This is a genomic window from Paractinoplanes toevensis (assembly GCF_018332695.1).
In the GTDB taxonomy this organism is placed as follows: Bacteria; Actinomycetota; Actinomycetes; order Mycobacteriales; family Micromonosporaceae; genus Actinoplanes; species Actinoplanes toevensis.
The window spans coordinates 47,147-65,761 of the sequence record NZ_BOQN01000065.1 but is presented as its reverse complement, the minus strand read 5'-3'; the positions used below and the strand labels follow the sequence as shown (position 1 = coordinate 65,761).

19 protein-coding genes are annotated in these 18,615 nt (G+C 70.0%); 10 read left to right on the top strand and 9 right to left on the bottom strand.

The window, feature by feature from the left end; all coding sequences use genetic code 11:
- Window positions 1-10: 10 nt before the first annotated feature.
- Genes Ato02nite_RS25295 through Ato02nite_RS25280 form a run of 4 tightly spaced genes read right to left on the bottom strand, consistent with a single transcriptional unit; the run spans window position 11 to window position 1,533 of the window.
- On the bottom strand, window positions 11-448 hold the full coding sequence (locus tag Ato02nite_RS25295; protein WP_213009099.1) for an acyl-CoA thioesterase: 438 nt from the start codon (window positions 446-448) through the stop codon (window positions 11-13).
- Entirely contained in the window at window positions 445-1,077 is a 633-nt protein-coding gene (locus Ato02nite_RS25290) for a TetR/AcrR family transcriptional regulator (RefSeq protein ID WP_213009098.1), read from the bottom strand. The genes Ato02nite_RS25295 and Ato02nite_RS25290 overlap by 4 nt, the downstream gene beginning before the upstream one ends.
- On the bottom strand, window positions 1,074-1,256 hold the full coding sequence (locus tag Ato02nite_RS25285) for a hypothetical protein (protein WP_213009097.1): 183 nt from the start codon (window positions 1,254-1,256) through the stop codon (window positions 1,074-1,076). Before Ato02nite_RS25285 ends, Ato02nite_RS25290 begins: the two co-directional genes overlap by 4 nt.
- A gap of 40 nt (window positions 1,257-1,296) precedes the next feature.
- Window positions 1,297-1,533, bottom strand: coding sequence for a TMEM175 family protein (locus Ato02nite_RS25280; protein ID WP_213009096.1), 237 nt, complete (start codon window positions 1,531-1,533; stop codon window positions 1,297-1,299).
- A 284-nt stretch (window positions 1,534-1,817) separates the two neighbouring features.
- Between Ato02nite_RS25280 and Ato02nite_RS25275 the strand changes: the two genes are divergently transcribed.
- Genes Ato02nite_RS25275 through Ato02nite_RS25260 form a run of 4 tightly spaced genes read left to right on the top strand, consistent with a single transcriptional unit; the run spans window position 1,818 to window position 5,653 of the window.
- The gene (locus tag Ato02nite_RS25275; RefSeq protein WP_213009095.1) at window positions 1,818-3,527 is read left to right on the top strand and encodes a sensor histidine kinase; all 1,710 of its coding nucleotides are present in this window, start codon (window positions 1,818-1,820) and stop codon (window positions 3,525-3,527) included.
- Window positions 3,518-4,159 carry a response regulator transcription factor gene (locus Ato02nite_RS25270; RefSeq protein WP_213009094.1) on the top strand — a complete coding sequence of 214 codons (642 nt, stop codon included), beginning with the start codon at window positions 3,518-3,520 and terminating at the stop codon, window positions 4,157-4,159. The genes Ato02nite_RS25275 and Ato02nite_RS25270 overlap by 10 nt, the downstream gene beginning before the upstream one ends.
- Before the next feature lie 21 nt (window positions 4,160-4,180).
- Window positions 4,181-4,375 (top strand): hypothetical protein, encoded by a 195-nt coding sequence (locus tag Ato02nite_RS25265; RefSeq protein ID WP_213009147.1) that lies wholly within the window; start codon window positions 4,181-4,183, stop codon window positions 4,373-4,375.
- A gap of 57 nt (window positions 4,376-4,432) precedes the next feature.
- A complete protein-coding gene (locus Ato02nite_RS25260; protein WP_213009093.1) occupies window positions 4,433-5,653 on the top strand; it encodes an MFS transporter in 1,221 nt (406 codons plus the stop codon).
- A gap of 32 nt (window positions 5,654-5,685) precedes the next feature.
- On the opposite strand, the gene Ato02nite_RS25255 is transcribed toward Ato02nite_RS25260, so the two are convergent.
- Window positions 5,686-6,819: an RCC1 domain-containing protein gene (locus Ato02nite_RS25255; RefSeq protein WP_213009092.1), complete on the bottom strand. Its 1,134-nt coding sequence runs from the start codon at window positions 6,817-6,819 to the stop codon at window positions 5,686-5,688.
- Window positions 6,820-7,042: 223 nt separating this feature from the next.
- On the opposite strand from Ato02nite_RS25255, the gene Ato02nite_RS25250 reads away from it, so the two are divergent.
- The 5 genes from Ato02nite_RS25250 (at window position 7,043) to Ato02nite_RS25230 (ending at window position 13,284) form a co-directional block, all read left to right on the top strand.
- Window positions 7,043-7,504: a DUF8821 family protein gene (locus tag Ato02nite_RS25250; RefSeq protein ID WP_213009091.1), complete on the top strand. Its 462-nt coding sequence runs from the start codon at window positions 7,043-7,045 to the stop codon at window positions 7,502-7,504.
- A 2-nt stretch (window positions 7,505-7,506) separates the two neighbouring features.
- Window positions 7,507-8,832: an MFS transporter gene (locus tag Ato02nite_RS25245; RefSeq protein WP_213009090.1), complete on the top strand. Its 1,326-nt coding sequence runs from the start codon at window positions 7,507-7,509 to the stop codon at window positions 8,830-8,832.
- 15 nt (window positions 8,833-8,847) lie between these two features.
- Window positions 8,848-11,628, top strand: a complete 2,781-nt coding sequence (locus Ato02nite_RS25240) for a helix-turn-helix transcriptional regulator (RefSeq protein WP_213009089.1) — start codon at window positions 8,848-8,850, stop codon at window positions 11,626-11,628.
- A gap of 89 nt (window positions 11,629-11,717) precedes the next feature.
- Entirely contained in the window at window positions 11,718-12,506 is a 789-nt protein-coding gene (locus tag Ato02nite_RS25235) for an alpha/beta hydrolase (protein WP_213009088.1), read from the top strand.
- A gap of 10 nt (window positions 12,507-12,516) precedes the next feature.
- On the top strand, window positions 12,517-13,284 hold the full coding sequence (locus tag Ato02nite_RS25230) for an oxidoreductase (protein ID WP_213009087.1): 768 nt from the start codon (window positions 12,517-12,519) through the stop codon (window positions 13,282-13,284).
- Window positions 13,285-13,408: 124 nt separating this feature from the next.
- Here the strand turns inward: Ato02nite_RS25230 and Ato02nite_RS25225 are convergent, their stop codons facing one another.
- Window positions 13,409-13,867 carry a PLL family lectin gene (locus Ato02nite_RS25225; protein WP_213009086.1) on the bottom strand — a complete coding sequence of 153 codons (459 nt, stop codon included), beginning with the start codon at window positions 13,865-13,867 and terminating at the stop codon, window positions 13,409-13,411.
- 135 nt (window positions 13,868-14,002) lie between these two features.
- Between Ato02nite_RS25225 and Ato02nite_RS25220 the strand changes: the two genes are divergently transcribed.
- Window positions 14,003-14,743 (top strand): esterase family protein, encoded by a 741-nt coding sequence (locus Ato02nite_RS25220; protein ID WP_213009085.1) that lies wholly within the window; start codon window positions 14,003-14,005, stop codon window positions 14,741-14,743.
- 21 nt (window positions 14,744-14,764) lie between these two features.
- Here Ato02nite_RS25220 and Ato02nite_RS25215 read toward each other — a convergent pair whose 3' ends face one another.
- The 3 genes from Ato02nite_RS25215 to Ato02nite_RS25205 all read right to left on the bottom strand — a co-directional run bounded on the left by Ato02nite_RS25215 (window position 14,765) and on the right by Ato02nite_RS25205 (window position 18,148).
- Window positions 14,765-16,000: a M50 family metallopeptidase gene (locus Ato02nite_RS25215; RefSeq protein WP_213009143.1), complete on the bottom strand. Its 1,236-nt coding sequence runs from the start codon at window positions 15,998-16,000 to the stop codon at window positions 14,765-14,767.
- Between the two features lie 70 nt (window positions 16,001-16,070).
- On the bottom strand, window positions 16,071-16,847 hold the full coding sequence (locus Ato02nite_RS25210) for an SAM-dependent methyltransferase (protein ID WP_213009084.1): 777 nt from the start codon (window positions 16,845-16,847) through the stop codon (window positions 16,071-16,073).
- Between the two features lie 116 nt (window positions 16,848-16,963).
- On the bottom strand, window positions 16,964-18,148 hold the full coding sequence (locus tag Ato02nite_RS25205) for a flavin-containing monooxygenase (RefSeq protein ID WP_213009083.1): 1,185 nt from the start codon (window positions 18,146-18,148) through the stop codon (window positions 16,964-16,966).
- Between the last annotated feature and the right edge of the window lie 467 nt (window positions 18,149-18,615).

Here is an 18,615-nt window from a genome sequence, read left to right as displayed (position 1 = left end):
GGTTGGCCGTTCAGCCCCGCAGCAGCGTCTCGGCCAGCGTGCGGCCCTCGTCACTCCACGACCTGGGCCGCATGGTGGCCGGGTCGAGCAGCACGTTCACCCGCCGGCCTTCCGCGAACACGGTCTCGCCGTCGAGCGACGTGAACCGGAACCCGTAGGCGGCGCTGGTGCGGCCCAGGTTGTCGAGCCAGAAGTGCACGAGGATCTCCCCGGTGCCGCGGACCGGCAGGTGGAAGGTGATCGCGTACTCCCGGACGACGTTGAACGCGTCGGACGTGGTCGGCCGGCCACCGGCGAACGACACCCCGCGCTCGGCCCACCAGTTGATCATGGCTCGCTCGATCAGCACCGCGTAGCGGGCGTTGTGCAGCACACCGAGCGCGTCGAGGTCGTCGAAGTGCACCGGCACGCGAGTGACGTGCCCGTACGAGATTGCGGTCGCAGTCATGTCAGCTCCGGTAGAAGAGTCGGGTCGGCAGCGAGCACCCGCAGGTGCTCGTGCAGGGCATGCCGCGCATGCCGGAAGGTCACCGGGCCGAGGACGGGCGACTGCATGACGGCGCACACCCCCAGCGACTCGGTCTCGTACGCGATCCCGGCCGGGTCGGTCCCGGATCGCAGGTCGCCGATCTCGATCGCATCGGTGGCCAGCGAGGTCAGGAACGTCATCCAGTCGGACAGCTGGGCCGCGAGCCGGTCGCGGATGACGCCGGGCCGCGCGTTGTACTCGAAGTTGGCGTTCGCGAAGAAGCAGACCCCGGGCAGCGGCCCGTCCTCGTAGAACGCGAGCCGCCGGTCGTGCACGGCCCACAGTCGCCGCACCCCGCGGGGCGCCGCCATGGCCGGCCGGATCACCTCGTCGGTCCACTGCTGCCGGGCGTGGTCGATCACCGCGAGTTGCAGTGCTTCCTTGGAGCGCCAGTGCGCGAAGAGCCCGGACTTGCTGATGCCGAGCGTCTCGGCGAGCTGCCCGAGGGAGAGCCCGTCGAGCCCGGCGGTGGTGGCGAGCGGCAGGGCGCGGTCGAGCACGGCGGTGCGGGTGCGTTCCCCGCGCAGAAGGCGGCCGTCCTCGGTCATGTCCTCACCCTACAAAACGACCGACCGTTCGTAAATATAGTGTCACGAGCGCCACCGAGCCTTGACGAGGCGCTCGATCGGCCGGTCAGGAACATCAGGAAGTACGCCCAGTAGTTGACCGAGTCGGCGAAGACGCAGCCGACGATCGTGGCGAGCACCTGGGTCAGGAAGATCGTCACGTTGCCGAGCACCTTCTCGCGCGGGAGCGGCTCCCGCCCCTCACTCAGCTCCGGGTGGCGATGGGCGACCCAGGCGAGCGCGGAGAGCGACCCGCTGGAGAGCGCGAGGGTGGCGCGCCCCGAACTGGCTGCGGTGCTCGTGCACGAGCTCGTCGAAGGACGGCACCTCGGCGACGGTCTCCAGCAGCGGCAGGATCAGCAGCGTCAGCGCGATCGCGGCCACCGCGTCGGTGAACATCACGAGCCGTTCGGAGCCGTCCCGTTCCTTCGCGATCATGGAGCCAGTATCGCGACAGCGCGGAGTTGCCGGGAAGGCGGGCGGCCGGCGCGAGTTGCCGCTCCCGCGCCGGCCGCGAGACCGCTCCGGCCGCCACCGTCACGGTCCGCTTCGCCCCCACTCCAGGTCACCGGCCGTACCGGAAATGACCGTGAATGGGTTTATGCCTCAACCTTATTTGCCACCATCCGTCGGCAGTAGCAGGGAAAACCCCCAGTCGTCGCCTTGGCACATATAGACGCTGCTGCCACGATGTGTCGGTGCAGGGAAAATCGCCGGTCCGTGTGATAACCGTCGTTTCCCTGATCGCGGCGATCACCGCCGTACTCTCCTGGATTCCGACCTGGTCGGCGGAGTTCGCGCTCGGCACGATCTACGTTTTCGTGGTCACCTCGTTCGCGGCCAGCGGTGTTCTGCTGCTCTGGGACCGCAGCACCGGCCGCACCGGCTGGGCGATGATCGTGGCCGCGTTCTGCTACGAGGCCTCCTGGTGGTGGACCTGGCCGCCGGAGTGGGAGATCGGCCCGGCCCCGCTGATCTCGTTCCTGTTCGGGTACTGGTGGTTCGCGGTCGGCGGCCTCGCCCTGCTGCGTTATCCGGAGCCGGTGCTCAGCCGGCGCTACGAACGGGCGTACTTCGTCTACTTCGCCATCTGGATCGTCGGGGTGAAGCTGTTCATCGCGGCCGTCTCGGAACCGGAGTGGGCGGGCTGGAACGAGCACGCATGGTGGCTGACGATCGCGCCGAACCGCGGCCTGTTCGACGCCGCGAGCGCCGTCTTCAAGATCGGCATCATCGTGCTGGCCCTGGTGCTGGTCGTGTTGCTGCTGTTGAAGATCCGCCGCAGCCGGGGCCTGGAACGCGCCGACAGCCTGCCCGCCACCGCAGCCGGCATCGCGATCGGTTTCCTCGGCAGCTTCTACATCGCCGCGCAGCTGTTCCACCTGTCCAAGCCGGTCACCGACGCGCTGCGCACGATCACCGCCCTGACCGCGCTGATCGCCCCGATCGCCTTTCTGATCAGCCTCACCCAGCGCCGCCTCGCCCGATCGAGCGTGGCCGACCTGATGGTGCGGCTCGCCGACTGCACCTCGTTGAAGGATGTGCAGGCCGCACTGCGCGAGGTGCTCGGCGACCCGACCATGATGCTCGCCGTGCAGGCCAGCCCGTCGCACTACGTGACCTGCGAGGGCTACCCACTGACCGCCGGTGAGATGGCCCGGTGGCGGGTGCCGATGCCGTCCGGCGACGGCCGCACGCTGGCCGTCCTGCTCGTCGACCCGACCCTGCGCCGCCGCTCCGACCTGGTGCGCAGCGCGGCCGTCGCGGGCGGCCTGGTGCTGGAAAATGGCCTGCTCCGCGACGACCTGGCCGCCCAGCTCGCCCAGGTGCAGGCGTCCCGGCGGCGGATCGCCGAGGCCGGGCTGGCCGAGCGCCGCCGGATCGAGCGCAACCTGCACGACGGCGCTCAGCAGCTGCTGCTGCGGGTGATGAGCAGCCTCAGCCTGGCCCGGCACCGGGCACAGCGCGGCCGGGATCCGAGCGCCGCCATCGAGACGGCCGGCAACGACCTCGACGAGGCCCTCGCCGAGCTGCGCAACCTGGCCCGCGGCATCCACCCGGCGGTGCTCGGCGAGATGGGCCTGCAGCCCGCGCTGGAAGGAGTCGCCGACCGGCTGACCATCCCGGTCACCCTCGACGTCACCGCCGACCGGCTGCCCGAGCCGATCGAGGAGACCCTCTACTTCGTCATCTGCGAGGCCCTCACCAACGTCATCCGGCACGCCGAGGCCGGCCACGCCGAGGTGCGGGTGACGCTGCGCGACGACACCGTGGTCGCCCGGGTCACCGACGACGGCCGCGGCGGCGCGAACTTCGACCGCGGTTCCGGCCTGGCCGGCCTGCGCGACCGGGTCGAGACGCTGCGCGGCGCCATGACCATCGCCACCGGCGGTGACGGCACGACGGTCACGGTGCGGATCCCATGCGAGTAGCCCTCACCGACGACACGGTTCTGTTCCGGGAGGGGCTGGCCGCGCTGCTGCGCGAGCTCGGCATCGAGGTCACCCACCAGGCGAGCGACGAACGGGAACTCCTCGCCGGCATCGCCGACGACCCGCCCGACGTGGTGATCATGGACATTCGCCTCTCGGCGCACGGCGCCGAGGGCCTGCACGCGGCCGAGAGCATCCGGCGCCGGCACCCCCGGGTGGGCATCCTGCTGCTTTCCGCGTACGCCGAGACGGCGTACGCCGTGCGTCTGCTCGAAGGTGGCGCGACCGGGGTCGGCTACCTCGTCAAGGACCGGGTGGGCCGGGTCGAGGTGCTCGAGGACGCGCTGCGCCGGGTGGCCGGCGGCCAGACCGCGATCGATCCCGAGATCGTGCAGCGGCTGATGGACCGCCCGAGCCGGCAACGCCCCCTCGACCTGCTCTCCGGCCAGGAACGCAAGGTGCTGCAACACATGGCCGAGGGCCGCTCCAACAACGGCGTCGCCGAGGCCCTCTTCCTGAGCCAGAAGACGGTCGAGAAGCACATCCTGAGCATCTTCAAGAAGCTCGGCCTGGAACAGCAGGGCCACGACAACCGCCGGGTGCTGGCGGTGCTGCACTGGCTTCAAGGCTGATTTCCCGGGTAACCCAGGGTTATGAGTGACCAGGTGGAGCACGAGAACATTGTCATGGAGAACGCCGGCGCCCACGGCGACACGTTCATCACCGGCTCCAAGGAGACCGGAAAGTTCCAGACCGACGAGCCGCCGACGTCCGAGACCCCGGCGAACGGCAGCAGCAACGCCGGCATCAACAAGCTGCACGGGAACCGCGAGAAGGACGACGCCTGACCCATCGCCCCGGATAAATGCGTCGCGGCGGGCCGGTGGTGTGCATAGAGTCTCGCGGTGACTACCGTGGCCGAACGTGTTCTTCCGACCCGGCTCGGAACCTCTTTCCGGTGGCTGCTCGCCTCGTCGTGGACCTCCAACTTCGGGGACGGCGTCGCGATCGCGGCCGGGCCGCTGCTGGTGGCGGCGCTCACCGACGACCCGTTCCTGATCTCGATGGCGGCGCTGCTGCGCTGGCTGCCGCCGCTGCTCTTCGGCCTGCACGCCGGCGTCCTGTCGGACCGCCACGACCGGCGCCGGATCATCATCCTGGCCGACGGCAGCCGGGTCGTCGTGCTCGCCGCGATGGTCGTCGCGCTGGCCCTCGACGAGTTGACCGCGGCCGGGGCCCTGGTCGCCCTGGGCCTGCTCGCGACGGCCGAGGTGTACGCCGACAACACCGGCTCCACCCTCGCGCCGATGCTCGTGCACCGCGACGACCTCGCCCTCGCGAACGCCCGCATGCAGTTCGGCTTCCTGACCCTGAACCAGCTGGCCGGGCCGCCGCTCGGGGCCTTCCTGTTCGCGGCCGGCTATGCCTGGCCGTTCGTCGGGCAGGCTCTCCTGGTCTTCGCCGGGGTGCTGCTGGTGGCCCGGGTCAAGCTGCCGCCCGCCACGCCCCGGGAGGCGTCCCCCGCGCTGCGGGACATCCGTGAGGGTCTCGCGTGGACGGTGCGCCATCCCGCCGTACGCACCCTGGTCCTGACGATTTTGATCTTCAATGTGACCTTCGGGGCGGCGTGGGCCGTGCTGGTGATCTACGCGACCGACCAGCTGGGCCTGGGACCGACCGGGTTCGGGCTGCTCACCACGGTGTCGGCGGTGGGTGGGCTGCTCGGGACCGGTCTGTACGGCTGGATCACCGCGCGGGTCAGCCTCGGCAACGTGATGCGGATCGGCCTGATCATCGAGACCCTGACCCACCTGACGCTGGCCGTGACGACGACGCCATGGGTGGCGATGCTGGTGTTCTTCGTCTTCGGCGCGCACGCCTTCATCTGGGGCACCACCTCGGTGACCGTACGGCAGCGGGCCGTCCCGACCGAGCTGCAGGGCCGGGTGGGCAGCGTCAACACGATCGGCGTCTTCGGCGGCCTGGTGGTCGGCTCGGCGATCGGCGGCACGCTGGCCACGCATTGGGGGGTGGCCGCGCCGTTCTGGTTCGCCTTCGCCGGTTCGGCGGTCTTCCTGGTTCTGCTGTGGCCCCAGCTGACCCGGATCGCGCACGACGGACGGTGACCGGGCGGGGTGGCCCGGTCACCGCCCCTCCTCTACAGATTTACCCGCACCGGGGCCGGCTGCTGGGTGGTGCTGCCGTCGCCCAGTTGGCCGTTGGCGTTGTTGCCCCAGCACCACACGCTGCCGCCGGTCTGCACCGCGCAGGTGTGATAGAAGGTCGCCACGCTGTTCGTCCAGGTGGTGGCGGTGCCGACCCGGGTCGGCGCGTAGCGGGCGGTGGTGCTGCCGTCGCCCACCTGACCGGCCATGTTGTTGCCCCAGCACCACAGGCTGCCGTCGGTGCCGGTCCCGCAGGCGGTGTCCTGGCCCGCGGTGACGCCGGCCCAGCTGGTTCCCGCCCCGACCTGCACCGGCGAGGCCTGGTAGGTGCCGCTGACGCCGAGCTGCCCGTACCCGTTCTCGCCGAAGCACCACAGGGTCGCGTTGCTGCGGGTCGCGCAGGTGAAGGTGTACCCGGCCGTCACGCCGGCCCAGGTGGTGGCCGTTCCGACCTGCGCCGGAGTGATCGAGTAGCCCAGGTAGCCGAGACCGAGCTGCCCGGCCGAGCTGTCGCCCCAGCACCACAGGGTGCCGTCGGTGCGAACCGCGCAGGTGTGCGCGTAGCCCGTCGTCACGCTCGCCCAGTTGCTGGCGGCGCCGACCCGGACCGGCGCGGTCTCGTAATAGTTCGAGTTACCGGTGCCCAGCTGCCCGAACCGGTTGAAGCCCCAGCACCAGAGGGTGCCGTCGGTCCGTACGGCGCAGGTGTGGCTGTCCCCGGCACTGACCTGGGCCCAGCTGGTGGCGTCGCCGACCCGAACCGGAGCGGCCCGCCGGGTGGTGCTGCCGTCGCCCAGCTGCCCGCGGCTGTTGCTGCCCCAGCACCACAGCGACCCGTCCGCCCGGATCGCGCAGTTGTAGCTGGTCCCGGCCTCGATCCGAGCCCAGTTGGTGGCGTCGCCGACCCGGGCCGGGGCGACCCGCCCGGTGGTGGTGCCGTCCCCGAGCTGCCCGCTGTAGTTTCCACCCCAGCACCACAGGGACCCGTCCGCCGGAATGGCACACGTATGGGCGTAGCCGACGGCAACGCTGGAGCCGACGGCCGCGGAAGCCGTCCCGCCCCCGAAACCGAATCCGACGATGCCGGCAAGCATCGCCATCACGACAAGAACCACTCTTCTGGTCATATGCTGTCTCTCCCGGAGGGCACAGCGGCATCACACCGCGATACAGGGGTTGATGAGCGGTGCCCAAGCCGCCCGAGAAAGACCTACCCAGCGCGTACGCCGGTTCCGTAAAGGATCCTGACCGACGCATCGCCGCATGTCAATGCGCATCGACAGCGCCCGGATCAGGACGGATCCTTGTAACCTTCGCTGCGAGCACCCACATCACGCGGAGGAACTCGCCATGGCCTACGTCGTCGACTTCGAGACCGTATCCACCGTCGGGCTGGAGTCGTCGCCGGTCGCGGAGGCGCTGGCCGGCCTGCGGGCGAACGAGGCCCGGTACTTCAAGAACAAGTACGGCCACGTCTTCACGGTCGAGCCCGCCGGTGACGCGAAATCGGCCGTCGACTGGGTGAGCGGCATCCTCGAGGAGGAACGCGGCCTGGTCATCTCCTCGCCCCCGCTCGAGGCGACCGAGTTCCAGGTCGAGAACATCCGGATGGCGTACGTCTTCTATCAGAACGGCCTGTCGATCAACGTGATGTACACGGTCGACGACGGCGGCAAGCGGGCGGTCGGCTTCAAGCTCTCCGACGGCATGGAGCTCCCCGCGGAACTCGAGTCGTTCAAGTTCGCCCGGCAGAAGTCGAAGCTGGCCGGCACCATCCGCGGCTCCTACTTCGTCATCAAGAAGGACCATTGACGGTGAGCGTGATCGAGGGCAACCGAACGGCTTTCTACCAGGTCCTGCTCAACACCCTGCTCGTCTCGGTCATGAACTTCACCGTCTGGTTCGCGATCACCTTCTACGTCTATCTGGAGACGCGTTCGGTGTTCGCCACCGGCGTCATCTCCGGCATTTTCCTGGTGATGACCGCGCTCACCGGCATCTGGTTCGGCAGTCTCGTCGACCACTTCCCGAAGAAAACGGTGCTCCAGGCGTCGGCGCTGATCTCGACGATCCTGTATGCGGGGGCTCTCGCCGTCTACCTGGCCACGCCCCGCGCCGAGTTCACCGACCCGGCCAGTCCCGTGCTCTGGGGCATGGTGGTGCTGCTGATGCTCGGCGTGATCGCGAGCAACCCACGGGCCATCGCGCTCTCCACGCTGGTCACGGTGCTGATCGAGCCGGGGTCGCGAGACCGTGCGAACGGCCTGGTCGGCACCGCCTCGGGCACGTCGATCCTGGTCACCTCGGTGATCAGCGGCCTGCTCGTGGCGTTCGGCGGGATGACCTGGGTGCTGGTGCTCGCCCTGGTCGTGCTCGGCGGCGCGCTGCTGCACCTGAGTTTCGTGTCGCTGCCCGAGCCGGCCCGGGACGCCACGCAGAAGCGCCAGGTCGACCTCCGGGGCACGATCGCGCTCGTCCGGTCGGTGCCCGGCCTGCCCGCACTGATCGTGTTCTCGGCGTTCAACAACCTGCTCGGCGGCATTTTCATGGCACTGCTCGACGCGTACGGCTTGTCGCTGGTCTCGGTCCAGGTCTGGGGTTTGTTGTGGGGTCTGCTCAGCACCGGTTTCATCCTGGGCGGCCTGATGATCGCCCGCACCGGGCTGAGCGCCAACCCGGTCCGCGTACTCCTGGCGATCAACCTGGTGCTCTGGGCGGTGACCGTGTTGTTCCCGCTGCGCTCGTCGGTGGTGCTGCTCTGCGCGGGCCTGTTCGTGTACATGACCCTCGCGCCGTACGCCGAGGCGGCTGAGCAGACCATCCTGCAGAAGGTCGTCCCCTACGAGCGGCAGGGCCGAGTCTTCGGCTTCGCGCAGAGCGTCGAGCAGGCCGCGTCGCCGCTGACCGCGTTCCTGATCTCGCCGGTCGCGCAGTTCGTCTTCATCCCGTTCATGACCGACGGCGCCGGCGCGCGAACGATCGGCGGCTGGTTCGGCACCGGCGCCGAGCGCGGCCTGGCTCTGGTCTTCGTATTGACCGGGGTGATCGGGCTGATCGCGACGACCGCCGCGCTGCGCAGCCGGCCCTACCGCCGGCTGAGCACCCGCTACGCGGAGGCGCCGGCCCCGATCGCGTCCTGAACTACGATTCCTGCCATGTCCGCAGCCGAACCGCTGCGCGGTCGACGAGACGAACGCCAGCTCCTGGACTCTTTCGTGGCAGACGTCCGGGACGGACGCAGCTCCGCGCTGGTCATCGTCGGTGAGGCCGGCATCGGCAAGACCCGCCTGCTGGAGTACGCGGTGGACGCCGTGCCCGGCGGCGAGGACGTGCCGCGGATCGCGCGGACGTCGGGCGCCGAGGCGGAGACGCACCTGAGCTTCGCCGGGCTGCATCGGCTGCTGCGGCCGTTCCTCGATCGCCTCGAACGGCTGCCGAAACCCCAGCGTGTCGCCCTGGAGACCGCGCTGGGGCTGGCCGCCGGGGATCCACCGGACCTGTTCCTGGTCGGGCTGGCCGCGCTCACGCTGCTGGCCGACGTCGCCGCCGACGCACCGCTGATGTGCCTGGTCGATGACGCGCACTGGCTGGACCAGGAGTCCCTGACCGCCCTCGCGTTCGTCGGCCGGCGGCTCGGTGCCGACGGCATCGGCCTGCTCGTCGGCATCCGGGACGAACCCGGCGCGGTCGCGGCGCTGCGCGGGCTGCGCACGCACGCGCTGGCCGGGCTGGGCGACGACGACGCCCTCGACCTCGTGACGTCGCTGACCCCGGGCCAGCTGAACCCACAGGTCGCGACCCGGATCGTCGCGGAGACCGGCGGCAACCCGCTCGCCCTGATCGAGACCACCGGCGCCCTGTCGCACGAGCAGCTGACCGGCGCGTCGGTGCTGCCGGAGCTGCTGCCGATCGGCCGGAGCCTGGAAGCGCACTTCGCCGGGCAGGTGCTCGACATGCCGGCGCCGACCCGGCTGCTCCTGCTGCTGGTCGCGGCGGCACCGGGCGACGACCAGGCGGTGCTCTGGCGCGCCGCCGAGCGGCTCGGCCTCGACCCGGCCGCGCTCGACGCCGCCATCTCGGCCGGCATCCTGCTGCCCGGGCGGGAGTACGCGATCCGCCACCCGCTCATCCGGTCCGCCATCTACAACGCCGCGACGCCGGCCGACCGGCGGGCCGTGCACGCCGCGCTCGGCGCGGCCACCGACCGGGACCACCACCCCGAACGCCGGGCCTGGCAGCTGGCCGAATCGGTCGCCGGGCTCGACGACGGCGTGGCCGACGAGCTGGAACACGCGGCCGAGCGGGCCCGCGGCCGGGGTGGTTACGCCGCCGAGGCCGCGTTCCTGTCCCGGGCGGCGGAGCTGACCCAGGACCCGCAGCGACGTGCCCTGCGGTTCCTCGCCGCCACCGGGCCCTATCTGCGAACCGGCGACAACGCCTCGGCCGCGCGGCGGCTCGACCAGGCCACGCCCGGTCTCACCGAGCCGGCGCTGCGGGCGGCCGGGCAACGCACCCGGGCCGCGGTGCACCTGTTCAGCGGCGGCGTGGTCGGGCGGTCACCGGCGATCCTGCTCGATGCGGTGACCGCCTACGGCACGCTGGACGACCGTACGGTCCGGGGCATGCTCTGGGAGGCCCTGAACATCGGCACCCTGGCCGGGACCCGGATGGTCGGGGTCCGGATGATCGACATCGCCCGGGCCGCACTCCGCACCGCACGGCCGGAACCGGGTGCGGCGACCGCCGTGGATCTGCTGCTCGACGCCGTCGCCACCCGGATCGCCGGCGACTACGCCGAGGCGGTGCCGCTGCTGCGGGCCGCGGTCGTGGAGCTGTGCACCGGTGATCTGACCGCGGTCGCCGACCCGATGGGCGTGATCGGCGTGTGGACCGCCCTGGAGCTGTGCGACGACCGCGGCTACCAGGTGGCCGGCGCGCGCATGGACGCGTTCTGCCGCCACCACGGTGCGCTGCACGCGCTGAAGACGACCCTCGACAACGAGGTGTCGTGGCAGATCCTGGCGGGCCGGTTCGGCCAGGCCGAGGCGTACGAGAACGAGGGCGCCGAGCTGGACGCGGCGCTCGGCCTGCCGACCCGGAACGGCGAGCGCGGTGTCGAGCTGCTGGCCTGGCTGGGCCGCGAGGACGAGGCCCGGGCCACGGCCGAGCGCATCCAGCGCGTGTGGGTGGATCAGCTCGGCTACGGCATCCTGCACTACCACGTGCAGCACGCGCTGACGATCCTGGAGCTGAGCCTCGGCCGTTATCCGGAGGCGCTGGCCAGCACCCGGCTCGTGTTCGCCGACGACCTGCCCGGCGGCGACGCGAACCGGCGGCTGGCCGACGTCGTCGAGGCCGGTGTGCGCGGCGGCGACCGTGACCTCGCCGAGGCCGCGTTCGCGCGGCTCGCGCAGCGTGCGCCGATCCTGGATACGCCGTGGGCCCGCGGTCTCCTGGCCCGGGCCGGAGCCCTGCTCTCCCCGGTTTCCGCCGGCGAAGATCTGTATCAGGAATCCATCGATCAGCTTCGCCGGACCGAGGTGCGCACCGACCTCGCCCGCAGCCATCTTGTGTACGGCGAATGGCTGCGCCGCCGCGGCCGGCGGACCGACGCGCGCGAGCAACTGCGGACCGCGCACGACATGTTCGCCACCATGGGTGCGGCCGCGTTCGCCGAGCGCGTCCGGGTGGAACTGCGGGCCACCGGCGAGTCCGCGCGCAAGCGCTCCGAGCCCGAGGGTGCCCGCCTGACGCCGCAGGAGCTGCAGGTGGCGACGCTGGCCATCGGCGGGGCCACCAACGCGGAGATCGCCACCCGGCTGTTCGTCACGGCATCCACGGTCGAGTACCACCTCAACAAGATCTTCCGGAAGCTCGGGGTCACCTCCCGGCGCCAACTGGCCGCGGCGCTGACCCCAGGCCCGCACGGCGGCTGACGGACTGGGGTCTTTCCCCGGGGCGAACGGGTGTCCGCGAATGGTGCGCTGGCGCAGGACAGCACACCGATCGAACGGAGCATCCGCCCATGGCGACGATCGTCTTCATCCACGGCCTCTGGCTGCACGCGACCTCGTGGCAGCCCTGGCAGGAGTACTTCACCGCGGCCGGCTACCGGACCGTCGCGCCCGGCTGGCCCGGCGACCCGGACACGGTCGAGGAGGCCCGGGCCAACCCGGAGTCGATCGCCGACCGCGGCATCGACGACGTGGTCGCCCACTACGCGGCCCTCATCGCGGACCTCGGCGAGAAGCCGATCCTCATCGGCCACTCCTTCGGCGGCATGATCGCCCAGAAGCTCCTCGGCCAGGACCTCGCCGCCGCCGCGGTCGCCGTCGACGCCGCACAGATCAAGGGCGTCCTGCCGCTGCCGCTGTCGGCCCTCCGGGCCACCCTGCCGGTCTTCAAGAACCCGGCCAACAAGCACCGCGCCGTGTCGCTCACCCCGGAGCAGTTCCGCTTCGCCTTCGGCAACGCCGTCCCGGAGGAGGAGTCGCGGGCGCTGTTCGACCGGTGGGCGATCCCCGCACCGGGCAAGCCGCTGTTCGAGGCGGCCGCGGCGAACTTCGACCCGTACTCACCGGCCAAGGTGGACACCGCCAACGAGCTGCGCGGTCCGCTGCTGCTGGTGATGGGCGGCAAGGACCACACCGTGCCGGAAGCGGTCACCCGCGCGACGCTGAAGCAGTACCGGCACTCCGACGCGGTCACCGACCTGCTCGAATTCCCGGATCGCGGCCACTCGCTGACCATCGACCACGGCTGGCGCGACGTGGCCGACGCCTCGCTCGCCTGGCTCCAGCGACACGGTCTCTAGGGGGAACGCCATGCTCCAGGGCAAAACCGCGGTCGTGACCGGCGCCAGCAAAGGCATCGGGCTGGCCGTCGCCAAGGCACTCGCCGACGAGGGCGCCAACGTCGTCACCGGATCCCGCACCATCCCTCCCGAACTGAAAGACCTGGCGGTTCACCCCGTACAGGTCGACATCACCGCGGCCGACGGGCCGGCCACGCTCGCCGCCGCGGCCGTTGCCACCTACGGCGGAATCGACATCCTGGTCAACAATGTCGGGGCGGTAACCCCACGGACCAGCGGCTTCCTGTCCGTCACCGACGATCAGTGGCTGACCACCCTGACCATCAACTTCCTTTCCGCCGTACGGACGACCCGCGCGATCCTGCCGCATCTCCTCGCCCGCGGCGCGGGTTCCATCGTCACGATCGCCTCGGTCAACGCCTCGCTGCCCGACCCGTTGGTCATCGACTACAGCGCGGCCAAGGGCGCCCTCGTCAACTTCTCCAAGGCGCTGTCCAAAGAGGTCGGAGCGCAGGGCATCCGGGTCAACACGATCAGCCCCGGCCCGGTCAGCACCGCCCTGTGGCTCGGCGACGACGGCGTAGCCGCCACCCTCAGCCAGGCTTCCGGCCGTTCCGCGGAGGACATCGCCGCGCACGCCGCCACCGACGCCGTCACCGGCCGCTTCACCCGGCCCGACGAGGTCGCCGCCCTGGTGTTGCTGCTGGCGGGCGACAGCGCCGGCAACATCACCGGCGCCGACTTCGCCATCGACGGCGGCCTGAAACCCACGCTCTGAAAGTCGCGACCGGGGATCGAGGAGGGGCGGTGCAGGATCTCGGTCCGGTGGAGGGTCGCGGCGAGCGCGTCGAGCGGCTGAGCTTGTTCGGTTGCGTCGGACGACATGGGGGCCTCTCTGCGGGTCACTCCGGGTTCCAGCCGGTCCAGGCGCCCGAGCTGTATCGGTGCTTGTACCAGATGCGGTAATCAGTGCCGGTGCAGCGCAGCCGCATCTCCGCGGGGCTGGCCGCGTACGTCCGGAGCACGAAGGTGTACGCCGGCAGGCAGGCGCCCTGCAGGTCGACCCAGCCGCTGGAGCCGTTCGTCGTCTCCCACCGCGTCCACACCGAGAGATCCGTCCCGATCACGAAGAGCTCCCGCAGCCGGTTCGGCATCGCCCACACCCGGCCGGTGCCGCAGTAGAACCTGCCGCCCCAGTTGTGGTACGTACAGAAACCGCCGCTAGTCGGCTCCTCCGCACCTGGCGGTTGCGGCGCGGCGATGGCCGGCCCGGCCGTGCCGGCCACCAGGCCCATCCCGACGACCACGGCCGCGGTCAACCGGAACAACCGTCGCCGCAGCGAGTGCTTGGTTCGTGCCATGACGTCCCCCTCTGCCTGTCCGCGTGCATACACGATCACCTGCATCGATGTCCCGGGCAAGGTTTGTGTCGCCGAGCCGATGCGGGTGGTCGCGTTGATCGCGCCCACGCCGGCGGCAGCGGGCAGGATGGCGGGATGCGGCACTACACGGCAGACCTGTGGTCCCCGGCGGGCGCCCGCGGCTCGGTGGCCGCCTACGGGCATTACGGTCGCCCGGTTCTGGTGTTCCCCACCGAGGGCGGCAACGCGAACGAGTTCGCGGACCACGGCATGGTGGCCGCCGTCGGCGACCTCATCGAGGCGGGCCGGGTCAAGCTCTACTGCGTCGACTCCTTCGACGCCGGGACCTGGTCGGCCGCCGGCCTTCCCCTCGAGGAACGCGCGCTTCGGCACGGGGCGTACGAGTCGTGGATTCTCGACGCCGTGGTGCCGCACATCCGCGACGACAGCGGTGGCACCGCCGAGATCGTGACCACCGGCTGCTCCCTGGGCGCGTTTCACGCCCTCAACTTCGCCTTCAAGCGGGCCGACACCTTCCCGCTGGCACTCTGCTTCTCCGGCAACTACGACCCCACGACCTGGCGCGGCTGGGGCGAGCAGGGCACCGCCCTCTACTTCAACAACCCCATGGCGTACGCGGCGAACCTGCACGGCGATCATCTCGACTGGCTGCGCTCCAGGCTGTCGCTGCTGCTCGTCTGCGGACAGGGACAGTGGGAGGACACCACCGGATCACTGGCCTCGACCCGGCGGATGGCGGACCTGCTGACCGCCAAGGGCATCCACCACGAACTGGATCTCTGGGGGCACGACGTACCGCACGACTGGCCGTCCTGGCAGGCCCAGCTATCCCACCACCTGCCCCGATTCTGCTAGCCGCCGGCGGAGTCGGCGGTCCTACCGGATGGTGATCGGGTTGATGATGTCGGCGGTCAGCGTGAGCAGCGTGAAGGCGCCACCGATCAGGATGACCGTGTAGGTCATCGGCATCATCTTGAGATAGTCCACCCGGCCCGGGTCGGGCCGGCCCAGCCGCGCGGCGACCCAGGAGCGGGCCCGCTCGAACCAGGCGATGGCGATGTGCCCGCCGTCGAGCGGCAACAACGGCAGCAAATTGAAGAAGCCCATGAAGACGTTCAGCCCGATGAAGATCATCAGTACCGCCGACCAGAGCCCCAGCGCGGCCGCCTCCCCGCCGATCAGGCTGACCCCGACCACGCTGATCGGCGTGTTCGGGTCACGCTCCGCACCAGTGATCGAATGCCAGAGCGCCGGAATCTTCGACGGGATCCGCTTGGCCGACTCGTAGGTCTGCTCGACCATCCAGCCGGAATAGGTCGCGGTCGCCCCGACCGCGCCGGCCGGGCCGAAGGTCACCTCAGGTGGGGCGGCGATGTGCTGGCCGACGCCCAGAGCGGCCACGGTCGCGACCGGGCCGGCCGGGCTGTCCAGCGGCGGGCGCCGCACCGCACTCAGGTCGACCCGCACCACGGCGGGCTGCCCGTCGCGGGTGTAGGCCACCTCCGCCGGCCCGGGCCGAGCCTGGCGGACGACCCGCACCAGATCGCCGTAGTTGGTGATCGGCACTCCGTTGACGGCGGTGAGCACGTCACCGGTGCGCAGCCCGGCCGCCCTGGCCGGCGCCACCGGGTCGGCAGGAGTGCAGGACCGGGCGGCGTCCGGCGTGACACAGTCGCCGATCGTGATCGCGGCCGGCTGCGCGGCCAGGTCGGCCTCGCTCTGCGGGTAATCGAGATTGGGCACACCGACGTACGCGGCGGCGAACCAGAGCGTGACGATCGCCAGGGCGAACTGCACCAGAACACCGGAGACCATGACGACGGTGCGCTTCCACACCGGGAACCGCCACATCGCCCGGTGCTGGTCGGCCGGGTCGACGTCGTCGTCCGGGGTCATCCCGACAATCTTGCAGAATCCGCCGAGAGGGATGGCCTTGAGGCCGTACTCCGTCCCGCCGCGCCGCCACGAGAAGATCGTCGGCCCGTACCCCACGAAGTATTGGGTGACCCGCATCCCGAAGCGTTTCGCGGCGAGCAGGTGCCCCGCCTCGTGCAGGCTCACCGAGACGAGGATGGCCAGCGCGAAGGCCATCGTGAACAACACCCTCGACATCACAGCGCCGAAGGATAGCGAACGCCCGCGACCTTCAGCCCGTCCGCGCCGGCGTCTTCCTCGTGGCGCGTCAAGGCTTGCGGCCCACCGCGCAGTACACGTCCAGAGCCTCAGGTGCTGTTCCCGGCTGCGGACGCCACAGTGAGGTCGGCACCACGCCCGGCTCGAGCAGTTCCAGACCCTGGAAATAACCGCCGATCTCGTCGGGCGTGCGCAGGTTGTACGGGTGACCGCTCTGCTTCGCGACCCGCTGACTCTCCACGCTCTGCGCGCTGGTGCTCGTTCCGTCGCTGACCGCCAGGTAGCTGCCCGACGGCACGGCATCGAGCAGCCGCTCAACGATCGAGCGGGCTTCGGCGTAGTCGGCGACGTTACCCAGGATGCCGATCATGGTCAGCAGCACCGGCTCGCCGAAGTCGAGCGTCCGGGCAGCCTCGCTCAGGATCCGCTCGGGATTCTCGACGTCAGAATCGACGTACGCGGTAGCGCCTTCGGAAGAACTCGTCAGCAGCCCTCGGGCGTGCACCAGCACGAGCGGGTCATTGTCGACGTAGACGACCCGCGACTCAGGCGCCACGCGCTGCGCGACCTGGTGGGTGTTGTCGGCCGTCGGAAGACCGGCACCGATGTCCAGGAACTGCCGGACGCCCACCTCACCGGCGAGGAGCGTGACCGCCTGGACGAGGAACCGCCGCTGGGCCTGGGCGACCTCCGCGATCCCTGGATTGGCCGAGCGCAGCGCCTCCCCCAGCTCCTGGTCGACGGCGTAGTTGTCGGTGCCGCCCAGCAGGTAGTTCCACACCCGCGCGCTACTGGGCCGGCTAGCGTCAATCCCAGGATCAGTCATCAGAACCCTTCGATAGGGCAGCCCTCAGACAGCGATCATAGGCACCCGGTCGAACCCACCACGGGCCGCAAGAAACCGCACCGCGGGGTAGGCCACGAACCGGCAGCGCCGGTGCGTTACGAAGGTGCGGTGACCGTCGACGATTTCAGCTCCGCGAGCACATGTCGCATAACCCGCTTCGCGTCTCTTCCGATGACACCCATACAGGGCGCATACCCCAGAAAATGCAAGCCCGGTCGAACCGCCGGCTGCCGGTAGTTCAATGGATTACCCCGTTCGTCCAACACGCCGAGGTGACCGACGACCGTTTCGAGTCCGGACGTGTAGCCGGTTGCGGCAACAATGGCATCGGGCTGCAGCATGGTCCCGTCAGCCAGCCGCACACCATCGGCGCCAACGGAGGACACACCGGCGACGATTTCGAACCGGCGATTCCGGATGGCGTCGAACACGTCATCGCCGACGATGACCGGAGGGCTACCGTCGCGGTGTTGGCGCGTGAAGATGCCTTCTTCGGGCCGGTTCAATCCCCATTGCCGCAGATCGCCGATGCTCGAACGCTGCACGAAACGTCCCACCGAATCAGCGACGCGAACGGGAACTCGGTGCAGTACCGCGGCGAGTAGATCCGTCGGGAGTCCGAGTGACTTCTTGCGCAACAAGTTGGGTTGTGTTCGTACCGCAACCTGCACGTGCGCCGCTCCGCCTTGAGCGAGATCACGGGCGATGTCGAGGCCCGAACAACCGGCCCCGACGACAAGCACGTCAAGACCTTGGAACTCCTGCGGGTTGCGGTAGTTCCAAGAGTGCACGATCCGTCCGGCGTACTCGTCCTTGCCGGGCCAATCCGGCAGCCATGGGGTGTGTTGATGACCGGTGGCGACAACGACTTGGCGTGCTGTCATCGGCCCCGCCGAGGTGCACACGCGCCAACCCTCGGGGACGGATTCGATACGGTTGACCTGCACACCGAACTGCACATCGGCCTCGTGCTCTGCGGCGAAATTCTCGAGATACGCAACAGCGTTCTCGCGCAACGGGAAAAACGGCGTTCCCGGCGCATACCGATCGCCGACCCGCAGCACGGAATTCCAACGGCAGGTGTTGAGACGAAGCGCGTCGTACCGGGTGCGCCACGACGACGCTACGGCGTCGGCACGATCGACGATCCGCGACGGAACGCCGTGGTGACGGAGCTCGGCAGCCGCAGCCAGCCCCGCCGGCCCGGCTCCGATGATCAAAACCGGTTCGGCGGCCGGGTCGAGCCGCGTCGACTGTTCGTAGACCCCTCGGCCTGTCATCCCGCTCCCATCGCGTCGCACAGCACAGAAGAGCACGACGCCCGCGACGGCAAATATCCACCGAACGTGTCCTCGCGGTCGCCCCCATGCACGCCATCAAAGAATCATAAGGATGATCTTGTCGCATCAGCTGAATAGCTCTTCCCAGCCCCATGAGTGGTCCGATGGACGTACCATGCCGCCGTCCGGGTGCAGCCTGGCAGCTGATGGAGGCTGCCGTACAAGACACCGGTGAGGTGCCGCTACGCCGCGATCCTCACGGTGGCCGAGCGAAGAGGGCCCATATGAGCCCACGGACTGCACCCTGCCGATGGGTCGCGCAGGTCGCGTGCGCTCGTTACACAGAGCTACGCCCAGCTCGGATGGCCGACTGCTCCTGCCATCGGCTCGGAGCTCCGGGAACCCAACCCGCGAAGCCGAACACCCAGACCACACGGCTCGTCCGACAGATCGGCACGGACTGACTG

Coding starts and splice junctions, on each gene's coding strand:
- Ato02nite_RS25240 (WP_213009089.1), top strand. CDS start 8,848: ATGTCCGCAGCCGAACCGCTGCGCGGTCGACGAGACGAACGCCAGCTC.
- Ato02nite_RS25280 (WP_213009096.1), bottom strand. CDS start 1,533: ATGATCGCGAAGGAACGGGACGGCTCCGAACGGCTCGTGATGTTCACC.
- Ato02nite_RS25255 (WP_213009092.1), bottom strand. CDS start 6,819: ATGACCAGAAGAGTGGTTCTTGTCGTGATGGCGATGCTTGCCGGCATC.
- Ato02nite_RS25295 (WP_213009099.1), bottom strand. CDS start 448: ATGACTGCGACCGCAATCTCGTACGGGCACGTCACTCGCGTGCCGGTG.
- Ato02nite_RS25250 (WP_213009091.1), top strand. CDS start 7,043: ATGGCCTACGTCGTCGACTTCGAGACCGTATCCACCGTCGGGCTGGAG.
- Ato02nite_RS25290 (WP_213009098.1), bottom strand. CDS start 1,077: ATGACCGAGGACGGCCGCCTTCTGCGCGGGGAACGCACCCGCACCGCC.
- Ato02nite_RS25205 (WP_213009083.1), bottom strand. CDS start 18,148: ATGACAGGCCGAGGGGTCTACGAACAGTCGACGCGGCTCGACCCGGCC.
- Ato02nite_RS25225 (WP_213009086.1), bottom strand. CDS start 13,867: ATGGCACGAACCAAGCACTCGCTGCGGCGACGGTTGTTCCGGTTGACC.
- Ato02nite_RS25210 (WP_213009084.1), bottom strand. CDS start 16,847: ATGACTGATCCTGGGATTGACGCTAGCCGGCCCAGTAGCGCGCGGGTG.
- Ato02nite_RS25230 (WP_213009087.1), top strand. CDS start 12,517: ATGCTCCAGGGCAAAACCGCGGTCGTGACCGGCGCCAGCAAAGGCATC.
- Ato02nite_RS25235 (WP_213009088.1), top strand. CDS start 11,718: ATGGCGACGATCGTCTTCATCCACGGCCTCTGGCTGCACGCGACCTCG.
- Ato02nite_RS25265 (WP_213009147.1), top strand. CDS start 4,181: ATGAGTGACCAGGTGGAGCACGAGAACATTGTCATGGAGAACGCCGGC.
- Ato02nite_RS25220 (WP_213009085.1), top strand. CDS start 14,003: ATGCGGCACTACACGGCAGACCTGTGGTCCCCGGCGGGCGCCCGCGGC.
- Ato02nite_RS25270 (WP_213009094.1), top strand. CDS start 3,518: ATGCGAGTAGCCCTCACCGACGACACGGTTCTGTTCCGGGAGGGGCTG.
- Ato02nite_RS25215 (WP_213009143.1), bottom strand. CDS start 16,000: ATGTCGAGGGTGTTGTTCACGATGGCCTTCGCGCTGGCCATCCTCGTC.